Below are 22,893 nucleotides of genomic sequence, written 5' to 3'. Positions count from 1 at the left end.
ATTGTCAATCAGGAGGAGTTCCGATGAAACGACTTGCTTATATCGCACTTGGAATTTTTATCGGCGTATCTCTGACCATATCGGCCGGTGCATATGCAGCATCAAGTGGATTAATAGGTAAAAAGGTAACATCAGAAGTCGATGTTAATGTAAATGGTTCGAAAATTGCTGATCGCGGAGCCGTTGTAGATGGAAGAACATATCTCCCAGTTAGAACGATTGCGAATATCCTTGGAGCGTCAACATCTTACGAAAGCGGTGAAGTATTGTTGACTACCAGCACCAAAGTTACGGAGAACGAGGATGAGGAACAAAGACACATCCAAATAACTCTAATACAAAATAGAATTTCTGAAATTGATGAAGCGTTAGCTAGAGGTCGCCAAAATCTCCAAGCTGCTCAAAATTTGCTCAATGGTGCTTTGAGTGATCCAAAGGCTGCGGAATCTGTGTCGATGTATCAATGGATGGTTGACCAAGCACAGACATCCATTTCAAAGCTAGAGCAGGAGAAATCTGATCTTGAAACTAAACTCAATGCATTGCAAAATCAATAACCACATAAACCAAGAGTCCGCCAAACGACGGACTCTTTTTTTTACAGAAATCTTCTGCCTTCCGGCCTGATCCGGTATTCGCCAGGAGGCAAACGGTCGTCATAGGGAGAAGGTGGAGGCGGAACATAGTCCTTAACTTCGAGGTAACCTTTTTTGCCAAGATCGTTAATGTAGCGACCGTTATAAATGACGGCAAAGATTATCCACGTGATAATCAGGCCGAATCCGAATGTAAAAAAACCGACAATGACGTTTGTGATCAACATAACAAAAAACCATTTCAAGTCCCCGCGAAGAAGTGGGACGAAAAAACTAAAAAACAGGGTAGTCCAAGAGAATCCCTTTTTACATTTAATTTCGTGCCCGGAAGCATAATGCCGAAGGGTTATTTTCATAGCATCACCTATAGTCGTTTTATAGTCCATTCGACATAGGAACACAATATTCCTTCTTTTTACCAAGAGTCCGTCAAATGACGGGCTCTTTTATTTTTCCTTGAATGGAGGGTTCCCAATGGCCAAAATCGACCCAATCGTCAAAATCGAAATCGACCCTCGTCGGCCAGTCCCGGAAATCTGCGCCGTCATAAGTGCAATAATGCCATATCACCCGGGCCAAGAAACTGCCATTTTACAGGGGGTTCAAGATGCGATCGGGAATCGCCTTGAGCAACTGAAAGGAGATGAGCAAAGTGGCTGACAACAAATACTGTAACCTCCCAGGACCGTCCAAGATCAGCGATACGTTCGGCCGAATCAACGATGGTTTCGCCCTCGTCGAACAGGACATGAACGACCGGACAAGCACGGACTCGTCCCTGCAGCAGCAAATCACGACAGAGCAGCAAGCCCGCATCGCCGCGGATACGGCACACCAACAATCAACCACCGCCCACCCGGCGCAGAATATCACCTATTCCGGCTCTGTCTCCGGGCAAAGCAATGTAAAAGGCGCCTTAGACAAACTGCAAGAAGAAGTCGATGCCATTGTCAGCGTGCCGAACGATGGTAACGCGGAAATCGTCCAAGCCCGCGAGGATTTGGACGGCACCGTTTATCCTACGCTCGGCGCACGGCTCGATCACATGGAAGAGTCGTTGATCCAAAAGCCGACGATAACCTCGACCCTCCGGAACGGTCTAAACCTGATCACGACCGATCAGGCGTCACCGATGGACGGCACGGTGTACGGCCGGACGCTTGTCAATATCCTCGGCAAGGACGGCGGGTGCGAAAGTTTGGCGCCGTTTACCACGGCAGGGACTTCGCCGCCGACCGTCTCGACAACCCAAAAGCGGAGCGGTTCCAGCTCGATCAAGGTGGCAGTTTCCGGGCAAACCAGCTATGCCTTTAAAGATTTCAACTACCCGTTGGACAGCAGCAAGCAATATATTTTAGCGTGCTGGATATATGTCGAGTCCCAAACGGCTGGCGACGTGAGCGTATCGTTGCGAGACATTGGCACAAATACTTCGCGTTACTCATGTATCGCAAACATGGCAACGGTGGGCTCGTGGCAATTTCTGTACACAAAAATCCCGACAGCTAATGTGCTGGCCGGGAATGGTTTCCGTCTCGTCATAGGTACCCTTAGCTCGACGACATTCGTCGCTTATGTCGACGACATCCGTCTGTATGAGCTTTCCACCGCCGACTACAATGCAATCGGAACGACGTACACCGGAGAGCAGATTGACGGGTTTATCCCTTACGTGGACAGCATCCAGCACCTTCAAGGGGCGGCGATCCGGAAGTTCGGAAAAAATTTGTATGACGGAGAAATTGTCGCTACGGGAGCCGTCCCTACAATCCTCTTAGGAGCGAATGGTGATTTGGACTTAACTTCGGATGCAGTGGCTTTCCGTTTTGTGACTATCCGTAAGTATGCCGTAATTCCGGGAAACACTTACACACTAAGCTGTTTTGCAACAAATGTAAGTGGACCCAACACACCAACAATTAGCGTCAGAAAGGGTAGTGACGGAAGTCCACTCACCACCGCATTAACCGGAACCGGAAAGGTATCCATCACGTTTAATGTTGGAAGTGAAAAGGAGATTCAGCTTTTTATTTATGCCTCCCAATCTACAGCAACGGTACAAAGGAAACGTTACGAACAGGTTCAGCTAGAATTGGGAACGACCGTAACGTCTTACGAACCTCGCAACGACGATTACGTCTATATCCCGACCAAACTCGCATCCAGCGTCGACGGCACCGTAAGGGATAGCGTGGATATACGGACGGGACAGGTCACGCGGCGGTGGCGGACGGACTTCGTTCTCGATGGTTCATATGCTTGGGTTTTTTCTGACGACTCAACGGGGTACAAGAGAGTCAATTTCCCGTTTGCCACCCCTTACGGTGGGTTGCCAAATTCGGATAGATTCTATTGCACAAAAAACGACGGTTCACCCCTAACGTCGAAAGCTTTTAATTCGCAAGATGGTACGAATCAAATCGGGACTGGGTCGAATGGACTTCAAGTTACAATTTCCGATTCCGATTCCGGATGGGGGGAGGATTTTCAACCCTCAACGGCAGAGATCAAAGCCTATTTCTTCGGATGGAAGATGAACAACGGCACATTCGGCCAGCCGTACAATGGCAGCGGCACGAAGACATGGATACCGCTCAATGCGACGAGCAACACCGGAGCCGTGACGACCGTCCCGACCGTGCCTAGCAGCGCGATTACGAGCGGGACTTATGATTATTACCGGCTGTCGTACCAGCTTGCGACGACGGTCACGGAAGCGGTGGAGGGCTTTGAGGGATCGATCGGGCTGCACGATGGCGGGAATGCGGTCGAGCTGCTGGAAGGCGTGATTGTGCGGGAGAAAGTTACGCCGCAAACGAGCTCGACTACAGCACACATCAATAACACAACGTTTCCGTCTTCTCAATTAAAAAACAGAGCGTCGCAAATCATTCGAATCTACAAAAATGGATTGCCTGATCCGAATTGGTCGGTTGTCTCTGATGCAAATGCATATGGTTTGGTTCGAGCGTCAATCTCGTTAACGATGTACGACCCCACCGCCGAATACACCGTCACGTACATCGCCCTGGACCGTTACAAACTGACGTCCAATGCGGTCGAAGCTTCCGTGACTTATCAGGCCAATATGAGCGGCGTCGTGGGCGACCTGGTGCAACGCATGGCCGACAACGAGACAAAGGACACCGTACAGGATTGGGCGCTGGATTGGGTGGAGGCCAAGGCTGATAATAATGCATTTGACATTGTAAAACTATTCGAAATGCCCTTTTACCTCTATCATCAGGCGACCATCAACGGCAATTTTGACATTGCACAGCGGGGAACGAGTTTCAATATCACTCCTACTTCGGTGACGTATACCCTAGACCGCTGGCGACTAGACAACAACCCAGAAGGCGGAACAATGCCCACGATGGTCCTTTCTCAACAAAGGTTAATGGATATTCCTGGATCGGCTTACTTTTGTCGACTGAACGTCAATGGGGCAGGGGAGGGATATGGAAACAGCGCTAACTGCACACTCAATCAATTTGTTGAAAACGGAACTCGTTATCTCTGTGGCGCGGGCAAAAAACTAACGTTGTCGTTCTGGGCTCGCAGTTCCATCGCTGGGAAAAGACTCGGTTTCCACTTGGAACAAAAATATGGAAGCGGTGGTTCGCCGACTACCGAAGAGATAATGTCCGGTACCACCGTTACGCTCACTTCGGCTTGGACCAAATATTCTTTCACGTTCACCACGTTTTCGCTTGAAGGAAAGACGTTTGGCGCCAATAACGATGATTCGGTCGCGATTCGATTTTGGTATATTTGGGGGTCCGATTATCAATCCAGATTCGGGGCAACAACTCCGGAAACATTTGGAGGAGCCGGCAACATCGACATCGCCCAAGTCAAATTAAACGCCGGCGAATCGGCTTTGCCGTTTCAGCCGCGCTCGTTCGCCGAAGAATTGGCATTGTGTCAGCGCTATTTTGAAAAAAGCTATGAGGTCGACGTGGCACCTCAATCGAACAATCCTATAGGCATGGTTGCGTTCGGCGCTAATTCGGGAGTCCCGCAAACTTTCCACGTTGATTTCAAAGTGAGAAAACGGGCGATTCCCTCGGTTTACACATATTCGCCATTTTCAACCAATCCAGGCGGAACCGGTTCAAGCGCTAGATATTTTGTGGGGACAATCGAAGCAACCGACGGCATTATAAACTATATTGGTACATCTGGATTTAATATGGAGGCACTGACTACAATTGATCAGTCCCGAGCATTTCATTGGACGGCAGATGCCGAACTTTAAGGGAGGGGTACAATGTACAGCCACTACATTAGAGTCGACGATGCCGGCGTAATTATCGCCGGCTTTTCCTCTGCCTTTGAGGATCCGCAGGAGGACGATATTCTCATATTGGAGGAAGGGCCGCGGCATTTCCATCTTGCCTTTCCCGATCCTCTGACAAACGAGCGCGGTCAATTTCGTTTCAAATGGATCGATGGGGAGCGAATCGAACGATCGCAGGAAGAACTTGACGCCGAGTGGTCTGCTCGTCCTCCTGCTCCGCCGAGCGACGCCGAACGAATTGCCCAACTTGAAGCCGACAATTCCCTTCTTGCGCTCAGCCTAGCCGAATCCCAAGCGCGGCTTACGGCCACCGAACAAGGCCAAGCTGACCTATTACTGCAGCTCGTACAAGGAGGTGTCCTGTAATGCAATGGTACAGTCTTGTCAAGCGATATTATGACGCCGGCTACTACACCAACGACAATGTCAGGGTGTTCGTGGAGGCAAACAAGATCACGGCGGCACAATATCAAGAAATCACTGGCGAGGAATACGAAGGCTCTGCGGCATAACCGCGGGGCCTTTTAATGGGGGTGTCCGATTGAGCATGAATGCAAACGAGCTGCAAGCGCTCGGCAAAATCGAAGGAAGGTTGGGGCGCCTTGAAGCCCTGCAGGAAGCAAACGTGCGAACGAATACCGAATTAACGGCGAGCGTCAATCGACTCGTTGAAAAGCTGGACAAATCCGACGATATTGCCCGAGAAGCTTTGGACAAAGCAAAGTCCGCACATCATAGGATCGACGACACCATGGGGCAAGTGAAAAGCGTACAAGACGACATCAAATGGCTTTGGCGCGCCGTATTGGGCGCAATCATTACGGGTGTGATTGGCGGGGCAATCGCACTGTTGTGGAAAGGAATAGGTGCATAAGATGCAAGATGGACAACTCTTTACATGGCAAGCTCTCTCCGCAATGGGGGGAGCTTCTTTGTTGACGTTTTTGATTGTGCAGTATACGAAAGGGCTTGTCGATCGCGTCGCCCGCTGGCTGCCGACGGACCTGTACGCGGTAGTCGTGTCGTGGCTCATTTTGACGGCCGCGCAGCTCGCAATTGGGGCCGACGCGGGCGACTGGCGGGTTTATCTGCTGGCGCTCGCCAATGGCTTCATTGTGGCGGCAGCGGCCGGGCAGATGCAAAACAAGGCGCTGAACCCGCCCGGGGCGACGAAGGGGGATGACAAGGCGTGAAATACATCGTCGATCATATCCCCCGAAACACCCTATTTAACCGTCGTCCGGGGCTTGCTATGGCCCCGACGACAATCACCATCCACAACACCGGAAACCCGTCCAGCAGCGCCAGAAACGAGCGAGCGTGGCTGACAAACACCGCAAACAACCGGACGGCGTCCTACCACATTGTTGTCGACGAGAACGAAGCAATCGAGGTCATACCGCTAAACGAAAACGCATGGCATGCGGGTGACGGCAGCGGACCGGGATGCGGTAACCGGACATCGATCGGCATTGAGATATGCGAGAGCGGGGATTATGCGAGGACTCTCCAAAATGCCGCGCAACTCGTCGCATCCATGCTCCGGGAGCGCGAATGGGGCGTTGACAGGCTTCGCCGTCATTTTGATTGGAGCGGCAAAATCTGCCCCCGCCTGATGTACGACGATGGCAAATGGACAGGCTGGGCAGCATTTAAAAACATGGTGGCGGCCTTGATCGCCGAAAAGGAGGAAGAAACCTTGGAGTTGAGCGCATACCAATGGCAAACGTTGCGAGCCGGAGTGGCCGCGTTGCTGGACAAAGGCGCGATCACGGACAAGACGTGGCTGGAAAAGATCGATAAAAAGACGCTGACGACTTCGGAGTTGTCGTGGCTGACGTTTGTCGTCGCGACGAAATAACAAAAAAGCCCGGGGGCTTCGGCTCTCGGGCTATTTTTATTGGCAAATTCCCAAGCGCTTATGAATTTATCATAGAGCATCTATGTAAAGGCCAGCCCGGCCGGGCCAACTCGTGGCGGGTTCCCGCGATCCCCTTGCGGGGATTTCGGCCGGTTCCCATCCGGCCATCATCAGGCGGGGAATTTATTAAATTGATGGCGTGCAATCATCAGATAATGGAGTCGGCTAAGCCTTTCTGATTCACCGCATTTGGCTAATTTTAAAATGTCCTCAGTCCACGACACAGTCAGAAGATCAATGCAAGACCGACTCCAAATCCCCTTCTCTTCAAACTGTTCTTGCCTCTCGCGGAATAAGGCGAGAAAGTCCTCGACGTTTTCGCAATCCAAAATTCCTTTTGCTTCGTTCATCTCGATCATCCTCCCTTGGGAGCCGTTAGGCTCCCGTGATTATTTCGATTGCCGTGCAAACCTTGAACACTTCTCGACCGTTGAACCATCCGAAGTTGAACGGCGTGCCGATGTAATATTCTTCCGCTTCCTCCGGTGATCCATTGAAACGTGTATGGCTTTGGTCGCCGTCGTCGTAAATTACCTTAATCACGATCATTCCTTCTTGCATCCACATTACCTCCCTGCCCTGTGAGCTTGTCCTTGATACTAATATAACATGCTTTTTAAATGCTGTAAATATGTAATTGCAAATTATTTTAAAATGCTGTAAATTAGTATCAACGAGGAGTTGATGCTATGGTAAAGAGGGGAAGAAAGCCGAAAGCGATTAAGAAGGAACGCGAGGCGATATATGCGGCTCCAGAGCTTTTAGCGTGGGCTCGGGAAAAAGCAGAGGAACATAAATGTACGACAAGCGAATTTATATGCAGTGTGCTAGAGAAAGCAAAAGAGCAGGAGGGTTAGCCTCGCTGCTCTCTTTTATTTAGTGCCACTCTCGTCAATCCTTGTTTTCGATCTGTTCCAAAGCTTTGTGAACAAGCTCGTCAAATAGATCGCGTTCCGCGTTGAAACGCTCTGCTTCTCTTTCCTCTTCCGAATCGCATCCGGCGGGATCGAACGTAGCGCCGGAATCCCAGCCATCAACGGAAACCAATACCGCCTCCAAACCATCCCTCTCTGCTTGCGATTCGTAGGGACCATAGATAGGCTGCCGTATCCGAATAATGCCTTGTTGGTTTTGCAGGACGTCGACATGCCATTGACTATCCAAGTCTTTTGCGGCCGCTACTGCCTCGCGGACAGATTCTTCGATTTTCGTCATGTCCTTCTCCTTTTTCCGCTGCCTCCCTTTTGGTGAGGTCTTATGCGTTTAACCCCGTGATTTTTTATAATCCTCGATCTGCCTACGCGTCCATATTGGGCCGCTCGCCAGCCGTTGAATCGGCTCCGGAAATACCCCTCGTTGCAGGTATGTTCCGATTTTTCGTTTATCCCAGCCTAGAATATAGGCCGCCTCAGCGTAGCCGACAATCTCGTCGCTGAGTATATGCTGCTGGGAGTAGAAGCTTTGAAGATATTTTGCTCCAACAGGCTTGTTTGTGAAGTCCGATATATCCAGACCGGCCATGATTTCGCCGAACATATCGAGGAGAACCATTTCGGCGTCTCCGAACTTGTGGGTGTATTGCATCAGTTCTTCGTGGATTTTTTCGATCGCCTTGCGTGGCTCTCGCGCAAAAGCAGATCCATACTTATTCGCAATGCCGATCTTTTTCTTCTCAAACACCCGATCGCCCAATACATTAGCGATCGCAAGCAGGCGACCAAACGCTTCGTCTCGTTCCATTTGTTCTCCTTTCAAGAGGGGCAGAAGCCCCTCTTATGTTGTTTTTACGAATCTGCGCGCCAGTTAAGGATGATGCGCTCCATGTTTTCGATTGCTTCTTCTCTTGTGCGGAATTGACCTTTTTCGTCAACTCCGTCCGTGATGGTATAGAGGTATTCCCCGTCCTCGTTTTCCCACTCGGATTTTACCACTTCGAACTTGTTAACAATCGTCATTTGATTCATCCTCCCAATATGTTTTTCTTCTTGTCTCTCTTGCTGATGTCTTTATAATACATCAAAAGTATGTTAAAGTCAACACTAAAATTAGAAATTATTTGCATTGATGATGAACGCATTATCATCCTATAATAAGAACAAATGTTCTTGTGGAGGCGCATCCAATGAAAAACCCGAAAGGAATGCCAGAAATCGAAGAATGGGATATGATCCGAGACATGATCGTATTGCCCAACCTGGTCGTAATGCTCGAGCAGCAACGGCAAAAGATGGAGTATTCGACGCAACTGCTCAAGCCGCTTTATCAGGCCGCAACCGACGCGCTGATCTATGCGGTAAACCGAGAGTGCTCCAAGCTCCGGATGGAGATGCAGCGCCGCAAAATCAAGGTGTGGGACGAGCGGCAAGAGGATGACATCATTTATGTGCAATACAACTGCCGGGGCTATCAAAACGAGTTTGGGGTCACGAAAGAAGTCATCCGGACGGAAATGCGTTTGCGGCTGACAAAGCACATCGAGGACATCGCTCATAAATTACAGGAGGGGTAGACATGCACACTTATCGGATTGAGCATGACGGGCCTAATGAGCGCCGGGCGGTTAAGCGGATATTAGAGTCTAGTCTGGACTATAAGCTGCCGGCATACATAACGTTTGCGGCAGCGGATGGAGAGCATGAATACTACGCCGAGGACTCAAACGTTAATCGTGGGGTTGTGATTGTGCTTGACCGTAAGTGTATTTGGTAATGCAGATCTTGCGGGAACTCTCACATTGTCGTGTTTTATAATACACGGTAGACCGTGTAACATAGAAGCGGACTACACAGCGATAATGCCGGTGTGGCTCAGGGGTAGAGCAACGCATTCGTAATGCGTAGGTCGGGGGTTCGAATCCCTCCACCGGCACCATCAATTATAGGTAACCTCAATGTCGAGTGTCATGTGACCATTATCCATGCGATCGGCATTTTTTATTTTGACCTCCTTAACCATTTCGTGCATGATTGCCTTTTTGTCAGCCTCATTGCAACCTGCAAGCATTTCCAGTAGATCGGCTGCCGTTACTTCGATTTTATCATCTTCGCTAGTGGCTGCAATCTCGTCCAATGCATTACGCAAGCTTTTTTCCTCCGCATCTAATTCTGCGCGGCGCAATAAAAAATCATCACGTGAGATGAGCTCGTCTACATACATTGTTTGGAATTTGCGCTTGCGATCAGCGACAAGCTGCAAGCGCCGGTTAAGATCGGTCACAGCTGCATCAATATCAATCTCATCATCTGGATCGATTTCAACGCCTTCGGAGTGCTCCTCAAGCTGACGCCTGACGTATTGCATAAAGGCGTCCTCCAGCACATCCTCGCGTATGTAGGGCATTGAGCATTTAAAGTTTTTTTGTCGGTTGACGCAGGCGTAATACTTGGTACGCACCGACTTATATTTGCGGCTTGGCCCGCTCATTGCATAGCCACAATGGCCGCAACGCAAAATACCGGAGTATGCAAAATCAGACGTAGCAGCAACTGGCGGCAATGTGCGACGGCGATCCAAAAGGCGCTGCACGCGATCAAATTGCTCCTTGCTTATGATTGGCGCATGCCGTCCATCGACAATGATCGGCGCTCCCGTTTTGCCTTTTCCACGCTTGCGCAGATTCCAGCGCAATTTACCGATGTAAACGGGGTTGCGCAGCATGTAATTGATCGTCGTCGTTGACCAGTGCTTATTCGGCGGCGGTACGCGCTCCGCTTCCAGCATCTGCTGAATTGTACGCATGCCCTGCGTCGCCTCGTAAGCGTCAAATATGTGGCGCACAATCCGTGCCTGCGCCTCGTTTATTCGCATCTCCCCGCTTATTGTATCATATCCGTAACAAGTCGTCCCTCCCGGACGGGATCCCTGCCTGACCATCTCCTCCATACCGAAATACACGCGCTCGGCTAGGTTCTCACGCTCCCACTGCGCGAGTGCGGCGACGAGCGTAATAAAAAGTCGGCCTGTGGCTGTCGTCGTGTCATACATCTCTGTCACAGACTTAAATTTGATGCCGCGTTTGTCGATACGGGCGAGTATCTCATATAGATCAAGTACGCTCCGCGTGAGCCTGTCTAGTTTGTAAACGACAATCACATCAAATAGACCGTCGTCGGCATCAGTGAGCATGCGCTGCAATTCTGGCCGGTTGGTGTCCTTGGCAGACTTGCCATCATCGGCATAAATCCCCATCACTGACCAGCCTTGCGAATCGCAAAATGCCGCCGCTCGGTGACGTTGAGCGGGCACCGAGAAGCCCTCTAACGCTTGCTCTTGTGTCGATACACGAATATAGATTGCAGCCCTCATTGGCCCCTCCTTATAAATCCACGGTAAATCTCAATGCTTTACCTATGATCCGTACGGGATTTTTAGGCGATACCAGAATGGGATCATATTTATTGTTGTCCGGCACTAAGAATGTTGCGTTATCTTGAATCTTGACTCGCTTCAATGTGGCTTCCGTATCGTCATTAACGAGAACGGCCGCAATCTCACCAGATTCGACTAACGGTTGCTCGCGAAGCAGAACTAGGGCTCCGTTTGGAATTGTAGGTTCCATTGAGTCGCCTTTAGCGATCAGATAATACAAACGACCGCTAGGAAGGTTATCCAGTGTTTCGTAGTGATATCCGCGGATATTCTCATTTGCGAGGATTGGCGATCCGCATGCAATCTCTCCAATAATCGGCACTGGCCTTACCTCTCTGGGAAGCTGAATGATGTTAGAAACTGGCGTGTCGATAGGTGGGAATAGGTCGTTGATGCTCACACCCAAAATATCGGCAATTGTAAAGAGAGTGTTTTGTTCCGGCTCATTGGTTCCGCTCTCGTAGCCAGAAATTGTATTATGCTTCACTCCAATCTTTTCCCCGAGTTCTTTCTGTGTCATTTTTTTAATCTTCCGGTACTTCCTTATTTGGTTCCCGACATATTTAGCAACGTCGAAGTTCATGAAATTTACCTCCTATTCGATAACTATTATATCGCATTTCATGAAATTGTAAACATTAAATTTCACTGAATGTGAAAAATTCTGTTGACCTCATCTATAATTTCGAGTATCATGAAGTTACGGAAAGGAGATGATTGTTATGCAGAACAAGCTCGCCGCGCTTCGTCGGTTTTTCGGCAAAACTCAAAGCGATATGGCTACCTTGATCGGCGTGGATGTTAGGACTTACAAGAACAAGGAACTTGGCATTACGCAATTCAAGGCGAGTGAAATGTTCGCTATTGCAAAAGAGTTCAAAAAACCGATTGAAGAAATTTTTTTACCCGAAAACTTCGAGAAACATGAAGTTTCGTGACGGAGGTGGTAACTGCTTGAACCACAAAGTGACGGAAACCAATACCATGTCTCGCGAGGCTGCGATATCGGCGTTCCGCCTTCTTGCTGCAATAGCCCGGCGGAAAAAGAAAGAGAAACGCAGCATGGAGCGGTTCGGAAAAGCTCAATAACCAGAAAGGAGCGGAGCCCGATGAACAACGCAGAACTTGCGGCATTGAAAGAGACGCTAAAGGCCGAAATCATGGCAGAGATAAAAGCCGAATCGCCTGTAAAGATCGTTAGGGATACGACCGCATGGGACGGCGTTAAGCAGCTAATCATCGACGCTTACCCGCACAAGCGGACGTTTGAGCACTATCAAATTATCAGCGGCTTGTCTCCGGTCATTCGGTACATCTTCGGGGTATGCAACTTTCAGGGTGAAACTCTCACCAATTGATAGATTAGCTATGAAAAACTTTCTTGAACGATCGAGGTGAACGAAATGTTAAATCGATCTGTAAGAAACGGAGGTTGTGAGGAAGTGGCATTGATTGAAACGCATTCGTTGGATCAGGTAAAGAGACGATTTAATGCTTATATTGAAACGTTGAAAGAACTACCGAAAGCAGACGAATCAAATGAAAAACGTTTGATGAATACGCAAAAATCTATTGAATCTTATTACTACGGCGATGTCAGAGAACTATTAGAGGTCATAGAAGATGCTGTTTATCAGCTTGAGAACTTAGAACCTCTGCTACACATCCCAGAAAGAGGATATGTGAGAAACAACTTCAGACGAGCAATTAGGACGTTGAAAGGCGAATAGACGAACGGAGGTTGAGCAGGAATGACAAACAATTGCCATAGTTGTGGAAGACAGTTTGAAAGCAAGCACAGTAACTATTTATGTGACTCGTGCCGCATGGAAAGGATACGCAAGCGCATCGCGGATAACACAAGTTATCCAACACACATTGATGATCTGAAATTTTTGATGGAACGGCACGACAAGTTGTATCGCATCCTTAATTCACACGGACCAGAGGGTCATCAATATTCGAACGAAGAATATGTACGGCTGATGCAAGACCGTCATTCGTTCAAATTGAAATACGAAATATGCCGTGAAGCTTTGGAGTATTACGCAGAAAAGATGTGCTTACAACAGGATGATCTTGGTGTTGATATTGGCTATATTGCACGAAAAAGGCTAAAAGAAGCAGACAAACTACCTTGAATTTCTGGCAACGATTATCACCCTAAAAGTTCACCAGTAGCTCTGTTCACCGCACAAAATGAAATTTTCGAGCATGATGAATTTTAGTGGTTAATCCCACTATCTTCACCTCGAAAGTTCAATACCCCATCTTCGGGATTAGTCGAATTCAGGAGTTGAATAAGGAGCAGGCGGAAACGGTCAAGTCGTTTTTGCTTAACCTTATCAACGCGGCAAAGGGGGAAGATGAATGAGCAATCACCAAATATTCAATCATCAAACGTTCGGCGAGCTTCCGGTCATCGTTATCAATGGCATGGAGTGGTTCGGAGCAACAGAGGCAGCGAGGGCGCTTTCGTTCTCGGATCCTTACAAAGCAATCACAAATCATGTCGATGAAGAGGACTCGACGGTCCGTCCAGTCCTTACCGATGGGGGTCAGCAGAACAAAAAGTTCATCAACGAATCCGGACTTTACTCTCTGGTGTTCGGAGCAGCCAAGCAGGGCAACAATGCAGACATTCAAGCAAAGGCAAAGGAATTCAAACGCTGGGTAACCAGAGAAATCCTGCCGACGATCCGACGAACCGGATCATACTCGGTGGACAAGCCCAAATCGCAGGCCGAATTGCTGCTGATGTACGCCAAGAGCTTCGTTGAAATGGAGCAGCGCGTGGAACGCGTTGAAACGGCCGTCACGACGATCCAAGAAACCTTTACCCAGCGCGACGAAGATTGGCGATCATCCATCAATACGATGCTTAATGGGGCCGCATACCGGTCCGGAACGCCGTATCGGGAACTCCGAACAGAAAGCTACCGGTTGCTGGAAGAACGTGGGCATTGCGATCTTAACGCCCGGCTGCGCAATCTGACGAAGCGTCTGGAAGACGCCGGGGCCATGGGAAATTGACCCAAAATATGATGATTTGGTGTCTACTTCCGGGGAGTTGTTAATCCAAGAAGTCAGACGTAGGGATATCGCCAAGTTTATCGTCGAAGCCCGCCAAGGCTGGCCGTACGCCATCCGGCGCGCGCTTGCCGTGGAGGCCGAAGTCGATCGACTCCGTGCGGAGCTTGAAAAATATCATACTGGTCCCTGGGACTGATAAGGAGGATCTTGCAATATGAACAAACATGACCTGGCCCGCCGGGACGCACTTGTTCGGACTCTAGCTAAAGCAAAGGAGCTGGCAGAAAACGCCCGCGTCCACTTGATCGCAAACGACCGGGAACAGGAGGATATCGAAGCCATGAGCAATGCGAGCGCACTTGCGGAAAAGGCATTGGAAGTTCTTGGTGCAAAGACGCCGGAGGGAGCAATCATATGAAAAAAGTCGTTCTGAAAATCCAAGAAACACTGCGGTATCAGCGCGAAGTGCCGGTCATGATTCCCGACGACATGAACCAAGAAGCCTTGAACGCTGTGCTTGATACTGCGCAGTGCGGTGCTGAGTCCGTCGACGATATCATTTACAGACTCCGCCGACACGGAATCCAGCAAAATGAACCTTACGATTCGAATCTCGATTCACCGGACTGGTCCGAAGCTGAATGTGATGAGTATGACTTTCCAGACGGTGGCTCAGATTCGGGTGACGGAACTTGAAAATCTAGAAAGGACTGATCTCATTGGCAGCCTACTGGTATGACGAGGCGGGGAACGCACATTTTGTTGTCAACGCAAAGCCGATTCTTCTTAACGGCTCGGAACCAGAGCTCCTGACATTCGACGATATCCATAAGCGGTTTCAAGGGTTAATCCGTTCTAAGGCCGCCCGCTGGACCTTTGCATATGAATTCGATGAACTGTGCCAAGTTGCCGCTATTGCTTTATGGAGGGCTTACGATCGCTATGATGCCGAAGCCTTCCCGATCCCTTTCGGGGCGATGGCCGCAAGCTATATCAAATATGCATTGATGGGGTACCACCAAAAGAACAAACCCAAATTTGACCGAAAAACCTCGCAAATCCGATCCCTGTGCAGTCTCTTTGATCTTGTGGATGACGGTAGTGGGGAAGGAACGGAGCTGCACGAATTGATTGGGGAAGAGGAGACTTTCACCCAGGAAACTGCAGACAGGCTGCTTTTGGAGAAGTTGCTGAAACGAATCCCTAAACAGCAGCGTGACGACATTTTCGCTTACGTTGACGGCTTCACGATGAAGGAGCTGGCAGTTGTAAAAGACGTATCCAGCCAGCAGCAAGCGAATCGTCTGAAGGCAGCTTTCATGAGGTTCCGAGCACTTTATATAAAGGAGCTTGCGCGATGAAACAGAAGGGGTCTCGCTGGTCAGAAACTGAGATTTTATACCTTCTGAACAATGCAGGCAAGAAGTCGCTTGAACAAATTGCCCGCAAACTTGGACGCTCCTACGCCTATACTGTGGTAAAAGCCGGCGAGCTCGGTGTCGCTAACGGAAAATTGATCTCCCCACTGTATACCGCAAATCAACTCGCAAAAGTTCTCGGCGTGGCATCGTCGACAGTCATCAATTGGACTGAGGATCAGGGCTTACCTTTTAAATGGGTGAAGCTTCGCAAATCTTTTTCGTACAAAATGATCGACATGTCTGATTTTTATCAATGGGCCGAATCCAGACAGGACCAAATTGACACAAGAAAATTCAAAGTAACCAATTTGGGAAAGGAGCCTTCCTGGTTAATCGCAAAGCGCAAACAGGATTCGGTAAAGCCACGAGCATATGCACGTCCTTGGACGATTGAGGATGAGCAGCGTTTAGTCGCACTGGTTTCTGCAGGGACATCGAAAAAGGAAATTGCTTGTCTTCTGCAGCGCTCAGAATTCGGAATTCAGCGAAAAGTGGACCGGTTGAAAATTCGTGGTGATTTGCCGATCGACAAACGAGGTGAATTTTACACCGAATCGGAAGAGCGGCTTCTCCTCAAATGCAAGGCCCGCGGTATGACCGGCAAAGAGATCGCTATTAAACTGCGGCGTAGTGAGGATAGCGTTCATCAGAAATACCGAATGATGGTTCTTTCGGGGAGGGAGCCATGAGTGCACGGAAATGGTACAGCGAAGCGTTAATAGAGGCAATTAAGGCGCGATATACCGGCAATCCGACCATTACAAATCAACTCATGGCCGAGTTTCAGGTTCCTCGTTATGTGATTACAAATTACGCCAAGAAATGCGGTGTAGCTCGAAAAAAGGAACCAAACTGGACGGAGAAAGAAACGCAATTCCTCATTCAACATTGGAGCGAAAAGGGCCTCGTCTATTGCGCTAAGCGTTTAAAGCGTACGACAGTCGCGGTCAAATTGAAAGCCAAACGATTGGGCTTAGGTGGCATAGTTAAGAACTCCCAGTTTCTTACCGGTCAAAACGTCGCCAATTTAATGGGCATCGATATTCATAGCGTTCTCCGCTGGTTGGATAAGGGCTACTTGAAATATAAAAGTGCTCCGTTTCCCTCACGTTCGGATAGGAATCGAACGACAACAATGATCTCCCTGGAGGACCTAGAGGTGTTTCTTAAGTCTTACCCAAATCTATGGGACAGTCGCAAGATGGTAGGATCACTCTGGCTTCAGGATCCGGATTGGTTGGTCGCGAAGAAAGCGGCAGACCGCGCTCGGCCACCGGCGGAAGGACGGAAGTGGACCCGTGATGAGGACAAGCGGTTGATTGCACTTTTTAAACTAGGGACGATGACCTATCAGCAAATCGGTGAAATTTTGGGCCGTAGCAGCGAAGCTGTTCAACGGCGTCTAAGTCGGCTTGATGTGTGGGGGACTGGCAAGTTTGTTGGGGCAAGATATGAGCGGAAGAAGAGAGAGCTATGAATGGTAGACGACGAACCATGAGCACGAAACCGATTGTCGTCGACAAAAAGCGTCTGCATGAGCTTTTTATGTCCGGGACCCCACTGGCGGAAATTGCGAAGGAATTCGGCAGCACACTCGGGAGCATCCGGACGATGATCTACCAGGAACGGCAGCGAGATCCGTATAAGTGGCCGCATCGTATTAACCCATCCATTTCGACAGATCCGCCACTCATGATGCATTTTTATGAGTGCGACGACTGCTTCGTCTCGTTTGCAATTGAGGATTACGAAGAAGTCGACCTTTCTGTCGCGACTTGCCCGATCTGCGGCGGAGATGGTGGCCTGCAGAAAAAGGGTTACGGGCGATTTGTTCGGATGAAGGATGGACCATCATGATTTGCCTTAAAGGCGATACGGTCAAACTGAAATCCGGCGAAACCGCGGAGGTCTTGGATTCATGGGGCGTCGCTCGCTCGTGGTACAAGCTGCAGACAGACGACGGCAGAGCCGTGTACGCAATGACAGAACACATTGAATCCATCGTAAAACGGCATTTCAACAAGAAAGGAAAGGGATGGGGAGCAACATGATTAAGATCAATAGGCTTGAAATCGAGAACGTCAAGCGCGTCAAGGCGGTGAAAATCGAGCCGTCCAGCGCGGGCCTGACGGTTGTCGGCGGGAAGAACAATCAGGGTAAAACCAGCGTTCTGGACGCCATCGCCTGGGCACTCGGCGGGAACAAATACCGCCCTTCCCAGGCCCAACGGGAAGGATCGGTCGTTCCGCCGTACCTGCACCTCGTCCTCTCGAATGGCCTGATCGTCGAGCGGAAGGGCAAGAACAGCGACCTGAAGGTCATCGACCCGAATGGCCAGAAAGGCGGCCAGCAACTGCTCGACAGCTTCGTCGAAGAGTTGGCGATCGATCTCCCGAAGTTCCTGAACGCGACAAACAAGGAAAAGGCCGGAATCCTACTGAGAATTATCGGCGTGGGCGACAAGCTTCATGAACTCGAGGTGAAGGAGCAGGAGCTTTACAACCGGCGCCATGCCATCGGCCAGATCGCGGACCAGAAGGCCAAATTCGCAAAGGAGCAGCCATATTACCCGGACGCGCCGAAGGAGCCTATCTCCGCTTCGGAGCTGATTCGCCAGCAGCAGGAAATCCTCGCCCGCAATGGTGAGAACCAGCGCAAGCGTCAGCGTGTGGCACAGATCCAGGCCGCGCACGACAATCAGGCGCGGGAAGTTGAACGCCTGTCTGCGCTGCTGGAGGAGGCCAAGGCCAAATATGCACAGCTCGCTGCGGACTTGGAGATCGCCAAAAAGGACGCACTCGATCTGATTGATGAGTCAACCGCGGAGCTGGAGGCCAACATCCGGCAGATCGACGAGATCAATCGGAAGGTCCGCGCGAACCTGGACAAGGACAAGGCCGAGACGGACGCAAACGAATACCGCCAGCAATACGACGTGCTGACGGCCGAGATAAATGCCGTTCGCCAGCAAAAGACGGACCTTCTGACGAACGCGAATCTGCCTCTCCCGGGCCTGTCCGTAGAGGATGGCGAGCTGATTTACAACGGCCAGCGCTGGGACAACATGAGCGGATCCGAACAGCTCCGAGTTGCGACGGCTATCGTTCGCCGGTTGAAGCCGAATTGCGGGTTTATTCTACTGGACAAACTCGAGCAGATGGATCTGGAGACGCTGCGCGAATTCGGCCAGTGGCTCGAGCAGGAGGGGCTGCAGGCGATCGCGACGCGCGTCAGCACCGGCGAGGAGTGCTCGATCATCATTGAGGACGGTTATGTCGCCGGCCAGGAAGGCGTCACATTACAACAACCACCGGGCGAGATTGACCCGGGGCCAACATGGAAAGCAGGTGAATTCTAATCATGTTCGAGGTCATCAGTGGCAAAGTTCAAAAGGCGAAAAAGGTTGTCCTGTACGGCCCCGAAGGCATCGGAAAGTCGTCGCTCGCCGCAAAATTCCCGCGGCCGATCTTTATTGATACAGAGGGGTCGACCACCGAAATGGATGTCGGGAGACTGCCCAAGCCGACGAGCTGGGAAATGCTCAAACAGCAAATCGGATGGGTCAAGCAGCAAGGTACACAACGTTTCGGGACTCTTGTCATCGACACGATCGACTGGGCTGAAATGCTCTGCGTGGAAAGTATCTGCGCAGCTCACCAGAAGACCGGAGTCGAGGACTTCGGCTACGGCAAAGGATACATCTTCGTGGCCGAAGAGTTCGGACGCTTTCTGAATCTCCTAAGCGACGTCATCGAGGCAGGCTTCCATGTCGTGCTCGTCGCCCATTCTCAGATCGTCAAATTCGAGCAGCCGGACGAGATGGGAGCCTATGACCGGTATCAGCTCAAGTTGGGCGCTAAGACCGGTAGCCGGACGGCGGCGCTCGTCAAGGAGTGGGCGGACATGGTGCTGTTCATCAACTATAAGACGTTCTCGGTGGCCGCGGATAAGAATGGGAACAAGCATAAGGCACAGGGTGGACAGCGGACGGTGTTCGCCACGCACCATCCAGCGTGGGATGCAAAGAACCGGCAGGGGCTGCCCGACGAGTTTCCGCTGGACTATGCGCATATTGCGCATATCTTTAGCGGATCCACGCCAGCGACGCCATCCGCGACCCCGTCGTCGTCCGGCGCCGTTCCGTCCACAGCGACGCCTCCGGCGGCCGCCGAAGCGTCGACGCCGCCGCAAGAAGCACAACCGCGGATCGACACCACCGGACCGCAGTTGAGCCCGAATATTCCGCGTTCCTTGCGCGATCTGATGGAGGCAAACCAGGTCAGCGAGTTGGAGATTCAAACGGTAGTCGGAAAAAGGGGTTACTATACTGCGGATACGCCGATCGCCAACTATGATCCCGGTTTTATCGAAGGTGTTCTTGTCGGCGCTTGGCCGCAAGTGTTTGGAATGATTCAAGAAGCAAGAAAAGATTTGCCATTTTAACATCAGGAGGAATCATACGTGAATAACCAACAAGAACGCGAACTGAGCTGGGACGACACAATTGAAAAGGATGGCGGCGAGTTCGTCGTCCTTCCCGCGGGGGACTATGATTTTACGGTTACGAAATTCGAGCGCGGCCGCTTCCCGGGAAGCGAGAAGATGCCGCCGTGCAACCAAGCCAAGCTGGAGCTAACCGTCCATTCTCCCGAGCATGGCGACGTTGTCGTCTTCCATAACCTGTTCCTGCATACGAAAACGGAAGGACTGCTGTCCAACTTCTTCGCCGGCATCGGGCAAAAACGCAAGGGTGAGCCGTTGCGCATGAATTGGAACGTGGTAGTCGGCGCGCGCGGACGCCTGAAACTGGAGATTAACAAGTTTAAGGGCCGCGACGGAGAGGAGCGCACGAACAACCAAGTGAAGACGTTTTACCCGGCCGACGAAGTACGCCCAGCGAATCAGCAGCAACCGCCGTTTCCGCCGGCACAGCAAGGTGGCGGGTGGAACGCCGGACAGTTTTAAGGAGGGCCTATGAATCTCAGACCCTACCAGCAGCAAGCGCGGGAATCCATCCAAGCGCAATGGGAGAGCGGCGTCCGTCGGACGCTGCTTGTCCTCCCGACCGGTTGCGGCAAGACGATCGTCTTTTCCAAAGTCATCGAGGATCGGGTCCGATTGGGCGAGCGGTTGCTTGTCCTCGCTCACCGCGGCGAGCTGCTGGAACAGGCGGCTGACAAGCTTGAGAAGTCAACGGGCCTCAAGTGCGCGACAGAGAAGGCGGAGCAGACATCGATCGGCAGCTGGTTCCGGGTCGTCGTGGGCAGCATCCAAACGTTGATGCGCCCGAAACGTCTCGAACAGTTCGCTCCGGACCACTTCGACGCGATCATTATCGACGAAGCACACCATTGCATTTCTGACAGCTATCAGCGCGTGCTGCAGTATTTTTCCGGCGCAAAGGTGCTCGGTGTCACGGCCACGCCGGACCGCGGTGACATGCGGAACCTGGGCAGCTACTTCGAGAGCCTGGCCTTCGAGTACACGCTGCCGAAGGCGATAAAGGAAGGCTATCTCAGCCCGATTAAGGCGATGACCATCCCCCTGCAGTTGGATCTGTCCGCTGTCCGGCAGCAATCCGGCGACTTCTCCGCCGGTGACCTTGGTACGGCATTGGACCCGTACCTTGAATCGATCGCGGCCGAAATGTGGAAGGTAGCCAAGGGCCGGAAGATCGTCGTTTTCCTTCCCTTGGTCAAAACCAGTCAGAAGTTTACCCGGATCCTTAACGAGATCGGATTCCGCGCCGCGGAAGTCAATGGAGAATCGCAGGATCGCGCTGAGATATTAGAAGATTTCGAAAATGACAAATACAACGTGCTTTGCAATTCGATGTTGCTGACGGAGGGATGGGATTGCCCGAGCGTCGACTGCGTCGTCGTCTTGCGGCCAACCAAGGTCCGCAGTTTGTACAGCCAGATGGTCGGGCGCGGTACCCGGCTATTTCCTGGCAAGACGGAGCTGCTCCTGCTTGATTTCTTGTGGCACACGGAGCGACACGAGCTTTGCCATCCGGCTCACCTTATCGCCGAGAGCGAGGAGATTGCCCAGGCCATGACCAAGCAGATCGAGGAGGCGGGGGTCCCACTCGATCTGGAAGCGGTCGAAAAGCAGGCGATGGATGACGTTGTCGCGCAGCGGGAGGAAGCGTTGGCCAAGCAGTTGGCCGAAATGAAGCGCCGTAAGCGCGCGCTGGTCGATCCCTTGCAGTTTGAAATGAGCATTCAAGCCGAAGACCTCGCCAACTACGTGCCCGCGTTCGGCTGGGAAATGGCGCCGCCGAGCGAAAAGCAAATCAAAACGCTCGAGAAGCTCGGCATCTTCCCAGACGAAATCGACAACGCCGGAAAGGCGACGAAACTGCTCGAGCGTTTGGACAAGCGGCGCGCGGAAGGACTGACGACGCCGAAGCAGATTCGCTTCCTCGAGGGGAAGGGATTCGAGCACGTCGGTACATGGTCGTTCGAGACGGCGAAGAATCTGATTGATCGGATCGCCGCCAACGGCTGGCGCGTGCCGGAAGGCATCGATCCTAAGGGTTATCGACCTGTATAACCCAATACGAAACATGGAGGCCAATCCTGTTATGGGACAAATCAACTTGATCGACAAAGATTCTGACATTTCGAAGCGCACCAAGTACGGGTGGGATGTAGACATTAATGGTCGCCTGTATGACGTATATCGGATAGAAGGGTTCATTCATACGATCGGCGGTGAGTACGGAGAAAACAATCTCTGGGCATGCCCGCGAGGTGAAGAACCCACCTATGAGAACCTGATCGAATTCAGCGGATATAGCGTTCGGTGGGGCATCGAGGTCCAAGAGAATAATTACGTTAGGTCCAAATGGGACGAGGCTGAAGTTCGCAAATCTTGTAAATGCCTCATTACTCGTAATGGAAAACCGTTCTACGCTATTGCAGCGGGAAGTCTTGACTTCGCGCTGACAATGGCTCGGAGCACTCTTTATGAAATCCAAGAACACCCACTTAACTTCTTCGAACAAGATTTCGGGAAGTACATTACGGGACGAAAAATTTACTGGCGCGAGCAGCCGGCCATCATCAAGCGGTACAACATTGATTCTGACGGTGACTTCCGATTAATAATCGCTGCCGAAAGTCCGAATGGATTCAATCCGCCATGTTACTTGGACAAAGATGAAGAGATGGAAGACGAAGACCGCTATACGATTGTTGATGACGTGCTTTCGAAGTCAATCTATTGGTTCAGAGAATAGTAAGGAGT

33 protein-coding genes and 1 tRNA gene are annotated in these 22,893 nt (G+C 50.9%); 27 read left to right on the top strand and 7 right to left on the bottom strand.

Features of this window, described 5'->3' with window-relative positions:
* Positions 1-23 precede the first annotated feature (23 nt).
* The 8 genes from B7E11_RS08155 (at position 24) to B7E11_RS08115 (ending at position 6,760) form a co-directional block, all read left to right on the top strand.
* Positions 24-557, top strand: coding sequence for a stalk domain-containing protein (locus B7E11_RS08155; RefSeq protein WP_080833196.1), 534 nt, complete (start codon positions 24-26; stop codon positions 555-557).
* Positions 558-1,070: 513 nt separating this feature from the next.
* Positions 1,071-1,256, top strand: a complete 186-nt coding sequence (locus B7E11_RS08145; protein WP_080833194.1) for a hypothetical protein — start codon at positions 1,071-1,073, stop codon at positions 1,254-1,256.
* Positions 1,249-4,857, top strand: coding sequence for a carbohydrate binding domain-containing protein (locus tag B7E11_RS08140; RefSeq protein ID WP_080833192.1), 3,609 nt, complete (start codon positions 1,249-1,251; stop codon positions 4,855-4,857). The genes B7E11_RS08145 and B7E11_RS08140 overlap by 8 nt, the downstream gene beginning before the upstream one ends.
* A 12-nt stretch (positions 4,858-4,869) precedes the next feature.
* Positions 4,870-5,265 (top strand): hypothetical protein, encoded by a 396-nt coding sequence (locus B7E11_RS08135; RefSeq protein ID WP_139787114.1) that lies wholly within the window; start codon positions 4,870-4,872, stop codon positions 5,263-5,265.
* The gene (locus B7E11_RS08130; RefSeq protein WP_080833190.1) at positions 5,265-5,411 is read left to right on the top strand and encodes an XkdX family protein; all 147 of its coding nucleotides are present in this window, start codon (positions 5,265-5,267) and stop codon (positions 5,409-5,411) included. The genes B7E11_RS08135 and B7E11_RS08130 overlap by 1 nt, the downstream gene beginning before the upstream one ends.
* 35 nt (positions 5,412-5,446) lie before the next feature.
* Positions 5,447-5,773, top strand: a complete 327-nt coding sequence (locus tag B7E11_RS08125) for a hemolysin XhlA family protein (RefSeq protein ID WP_342744460.1) — start codon at positions 5,447-5,449, stop codon at positions 5,771-5,773.
* Between the two features lie 61 nt (positions 5,774-5,834).
* Positions 5,835-6,092 carry a hypothetical protein gene (locus B7E11_RS08120; protein ID WP_245809654.1) on the top strand — a complete coding sequence of 86 codons (258 nt, stop codon included), beginning with the start codon at positions 5,835-5,837 and terminating at the stop codon, positions 6,090-6,092.
* The gene (locus B7E11_RS08115) at positions 6,089-6,760 is read left to right on the top strand and encodes a peptidoglycan recognition protein family protein (RefSeq protein ID WP_213084128.1); all 672 of its coding nucleotides are present in this window, start codon (positions 6,089-6,091) and stop codon (positions 6,758-6,760) included. The genes B7E11_RS08120 and B7E11_RS08115 overlap by 4 nt, the downstream gene beginning before the upstream one ends.
* Positions 6,761-6,930: 170 nt before the next feature.
* Here the strand turns inward: B7E11_RS08115 and B7E11_RS08110 are convergent, their stop codons facing one another.
* The 5 genes from B7E11_RS08110 to B7E11_RS29445 all read right to left on the bottom strand — a co-directional run bounded on the left by B7E11_RS08110 (position 6,931) and on the right by B7E11_RS29445 (position 8,775).
* Entirely contained in the window at positions 6,931-7,170 is a 240-nt protein-coding gene (locus tag B7E11_RS08110) for a hypothetical protein (protein WP_080833186.1), read from the bottom strand.
* A 25-nt stretch (positions 7,171-7,195) separates the two neighbouring features.
* Positions 7,196-7,381: a hypothetical protein gene (locus B7E11_RS08105; RefSeq protein ID WP_080833183.1), complete on the bottom strand. Its 186-nt coding sequence runs from the start codon at positions 7,379-7,381 to the stop codon at positions 7,196-7,198.
* A gap of 330 nt (positions 7,382-7,711) precedes the next feature.
* The gene (locus B7E11_RS08100) at positions 7,712-8,035 is read right to left on the bottom strand and encodes a hypothetical protein (RefSeq protein ID WP_080833180.1); all 324 of its coding nucleotides are present in this window, start codon (positions 8,033-8,035) and stop codon (positions 7,712-7,714) included.
* A gap of 48 nt (positions 8,036-8,083) precedes the next feature.
* A complete protein-coding gene (locus B7E11_RS08095) occupies positions 8,084-8,560 on the bottom strand; it encodes a type I-C CRISPR-associated protein Cas8c/Csd1 (RefSeq protein WP_080833178.1) in 477 nt (158 codons plus the stop codon).
* 44 nt (positions 8,561-8,604) lie between these two features.
* Positions 8,605-8,775 (bottom strand): hypothetical protein, encoded by a 171-nt coding sequence (locus B7E11_RS29445; protein ID WP_176220647.1) that lies wholly within the window; start codon positions 8,773-8,775, stop codon positions 8,605-8,607.
* A 167-nt stretch (positions 8,776-8,942) separates the two neighbouring features.
* On the opposite strand from B7E11_RS29445, the gene B7E11_RS08090 reads away from it, so the two are divergent.
* Both B7E11_RS08090 and B7E11_RS08080 read left to right on the top strand, forming a co-directional pair.
* Positions 8,943-9,329 (top strand): YhjD family protein, encoded by a 387-nt coding sequence (locus B7E11_RS08090; protein WP_080833176.1) that lies wholly within the window; start codon positions 8,943-8,945, stop codon positions 9,327-9,329.
* A gap of 287 nt (positions 9,330-9,616) precedes the next feature.
* Positions 9,617-9,691, top strand: a tRNA-Thr gene (locus tag B7E11_RS08080).
* Here the strand turns inward: B7E11_RS08080 and B7E11_RS08075 are convergent.
* Entirely contained in the window at positions 9,692-11,125 is a 1,434-nt protein-coding gene (locus B7E11_RS08075) for a recombinase family protein (RefSeq protein WP_080833275.1), read from the bottom strand.
* A gap of 10 nt (positions 11,126-11,135) precedes the next feature.
* On the bottom strand, positions 11,136-11,771 hold the full coding sequence (locus B7E11_RS08070; protein ID WP_080833273.1) for a LexA family protein: 636 nt from the start codon (positions 11,769-11,771) through the stop codon (positions 11,136-11,138).
* A 139-nt stretch (positions 11,772-11,910) separates the two neighbouring features.
* Here B7E11_RS08070 and B7E11_RS08065 point away from each other — a divergent pair, with 139 nt between their 5' ends.
* From B7E11_RS08065 to B7E11_RS07985, 17 genes are all read left to right on the top strand, one after another.
* A complete protein-coding gene (locus B7E11_RS08065; protein WP_080833271.1) occupies positions 11,911-12,126 on the top strand; it encodes a helix-turn-helix transcriptional regulator in 216 nt (71 codons plus the stop codon).
* A 16-nt stretch (positions 12,127-12,142) separates the two neighbouring features.
* The gene (locus B7E11_RS30600; protein ID WP_281256483.1) at positions 12,143-12,277 is read left to right on the top strand and encodes a hypothetical protein; all 135 of its coding nucleotides are present in this window, start codon (positions 12,143-12,145) and stop codon (positions 12,275-12,277) included.
* 20 nt (positions 12,278-12,297) lie between these two features.
* Positions 12,298-12,546: a hypothetical protein gene (locus tag B7E11_RS08060; RefSeq protein WP_080833269.1), complete on the top strand. Its 249-nt coding sequence runs from the start codon at positions 12,298-12,300 to the stop codon at positions 12,544-12,546.
* A gap of 84 nt (positions 12,547-12,630) precedes the next feature.
* Positions 12,631-12,918, top strand: coding sequence for a hypothetical protein (locus tag B7E11_RS08055; RefSeq protein ID WP_080833267.1), 288 nt, complete (start codon positions 12,631-12,633; stop codon positions 12,916-12,918).
* 21 nt (positions 12,919-12,939) lie between these two features.
* Entirely contained in the window at positions 12,940-13,329 is a 390-nt protein-coding gene (locus B7E11_RS08050) for a hypothetical protein (RefSeq protein ID WP_080833265.1), read from the top strand.
* Between the two features lie 229 nt (positions 13,330-13,558).
* Complete coding sequence (locus B7E11_RS08045) at positions 13,559-14,221, top strand: BRO-N domain-containing protein (protein ID WP_080833263.1); 663 nt, start codon at positions 13,559-13,561, stop codon at positions 14,219-14,221.
* Between the two features lie 214 nt (positions 14,222-14,435).
* Positions 14,436-14,639 carry a hypothetical protein gene (locus tag B7E11_RS08040; RefSeq protein ID WP_080833261.1) on the top strand — a complete coding sequence of 68 codons (204 nt, stop codon included), beginning with the start codon at positions 14,436-14,438 and terminating at the stop codon, positions 14,637-14,639.
* Positions 14,636-14,917, top strand: a complete 282-nt coding sequence (locus B7E11_RS08035) for a hypothetical protein (protein ID WP_080833259.1) — start codon at positions 14,636-14,638, stop codon at positions 14,915-14,917. Before B7E11_RS08040 ends, B7E11_RS08035 begins: the two co-directional genes overlap by 4 nt.
* A gap of 23 nt (positions 14,918-14,940) precedes the next feature.
* A complete protein-coding gene (locus B7E11_RS08030) occupies positions 14,941-15,582 on the top strand; it encodes a sigma-70 RNA polymerase sigma factor region 4 domain-containing protein (RefSeq protein WP_080833257.1) in 642 nt (213 codons plus the stop codon).
* Positions 15,579-16,331, top strand: coding sequence for a helix-turn-helix domain-containing protein (locus B7E11_RS08025; RefSeq protein ID WP_080833256.1), 753 nt, complete (start codon positions 15,579-15,581; stop codon positions 16,329-16,331). The genes B7E11_RS08030 and B7E11_RS08025 overlap by 4 nt, the downstream gene beginning before the upstream one ends.
* Complete coding sequence (locus B7E11_RS08020; protein ID WP_080833254.1) at positions 16,328-17,119, top strand: sigma-70 RNA polymerase sigma factor region 4 domain-containing protein; 792 nt, start codon at positions 16,328-16,330, stop codon at positions 17,117-17,119. The genes B7E11_RS08025 and B7E11_RS08020 overlap by 4 nt, the downstream gene beginning before the upstream one ends.
* A 17-nt stretch (positions 17,120-17,136) precedes the next feature.
* Positions 17,137-17,499, top strand: coding sequence for a hypothetical protein (locus B7E11_RS08015; protein ID WP_139787117.1), 363 nt, complete (start codon positions 17,137-17,139; stop codon positions 17,497-17,499).
* A gap of 190 nt (positions 17,500-17,689) precedes the next feature.
* A complete protein-coding gene (locus B7E11_RS08005; protein WP_080833248.1) occupies positions 17,690-19,000 on the top strand; it encodes an AAA family ATPase in 1,311 nt (436 codons plus the stop codon).
* Between the two features lie 2 nt (positions 19,001-19,002).
* A complete protein-coding gene (locus B7E11_RS08000; RefSeq protein WP_080833246.1) occupies positions 19,003-20,085 on the top strand; it encodes an ATP-binding protein in 1,083 nt (360 codons plus the stop codon).
* Positions 20,086-20,103: 18 nt separating this feature from the next.
* A complete protein-coding gene (locus B7E11_RS07995) occupies positions 20,104-20,607 on the top strand; it encodes a hypothetical protein (protein ID WP_080833244.1) in 504 nt (167 codons plus the stop codon).
* Between the two features lie 9 nt (positions 20,608-20,616).
* The gene (locus B7E11_RS07990; protein ID WP_080833242.1) at positions 20,617-22,197 is read left to right on the top strand and encodes a DEAD/DEAH box helicase; all 1,581 of its coding nucleotides are present in this window, start codon (positions 20,617-20,619) and stop codon (positions 22,195-22,197) included.
* A 31-nt stretch (positions 22,198-22,228) separates the two neighbouring features.
* A complete protein-coding gene (locus B7E11_RS07985) occupies positions 22,229-22,885 on the top strand; it encodes a hypothetical protein (RefSeq protein ID WP_080833241.1) in 657 nt (218 codons plus the stop codon).
* Positions 22,886-22,893 lie beyond the last annotated feature (8 nt).

It is taken from the genome of Cohnella massiliensis, from assembly GCF_900169535.1.
Classification (GTDB): domain Bacteria; phylum Bacillota; class Bacilli; order Paenibacillales; family Paenibacillaceae; genus Cohnella; species Cohnella algarum.
Note: the sequence above shows the minus strand (reverse complement) of the source record. Positions and strands in the feature narration are given on the sequence as shown.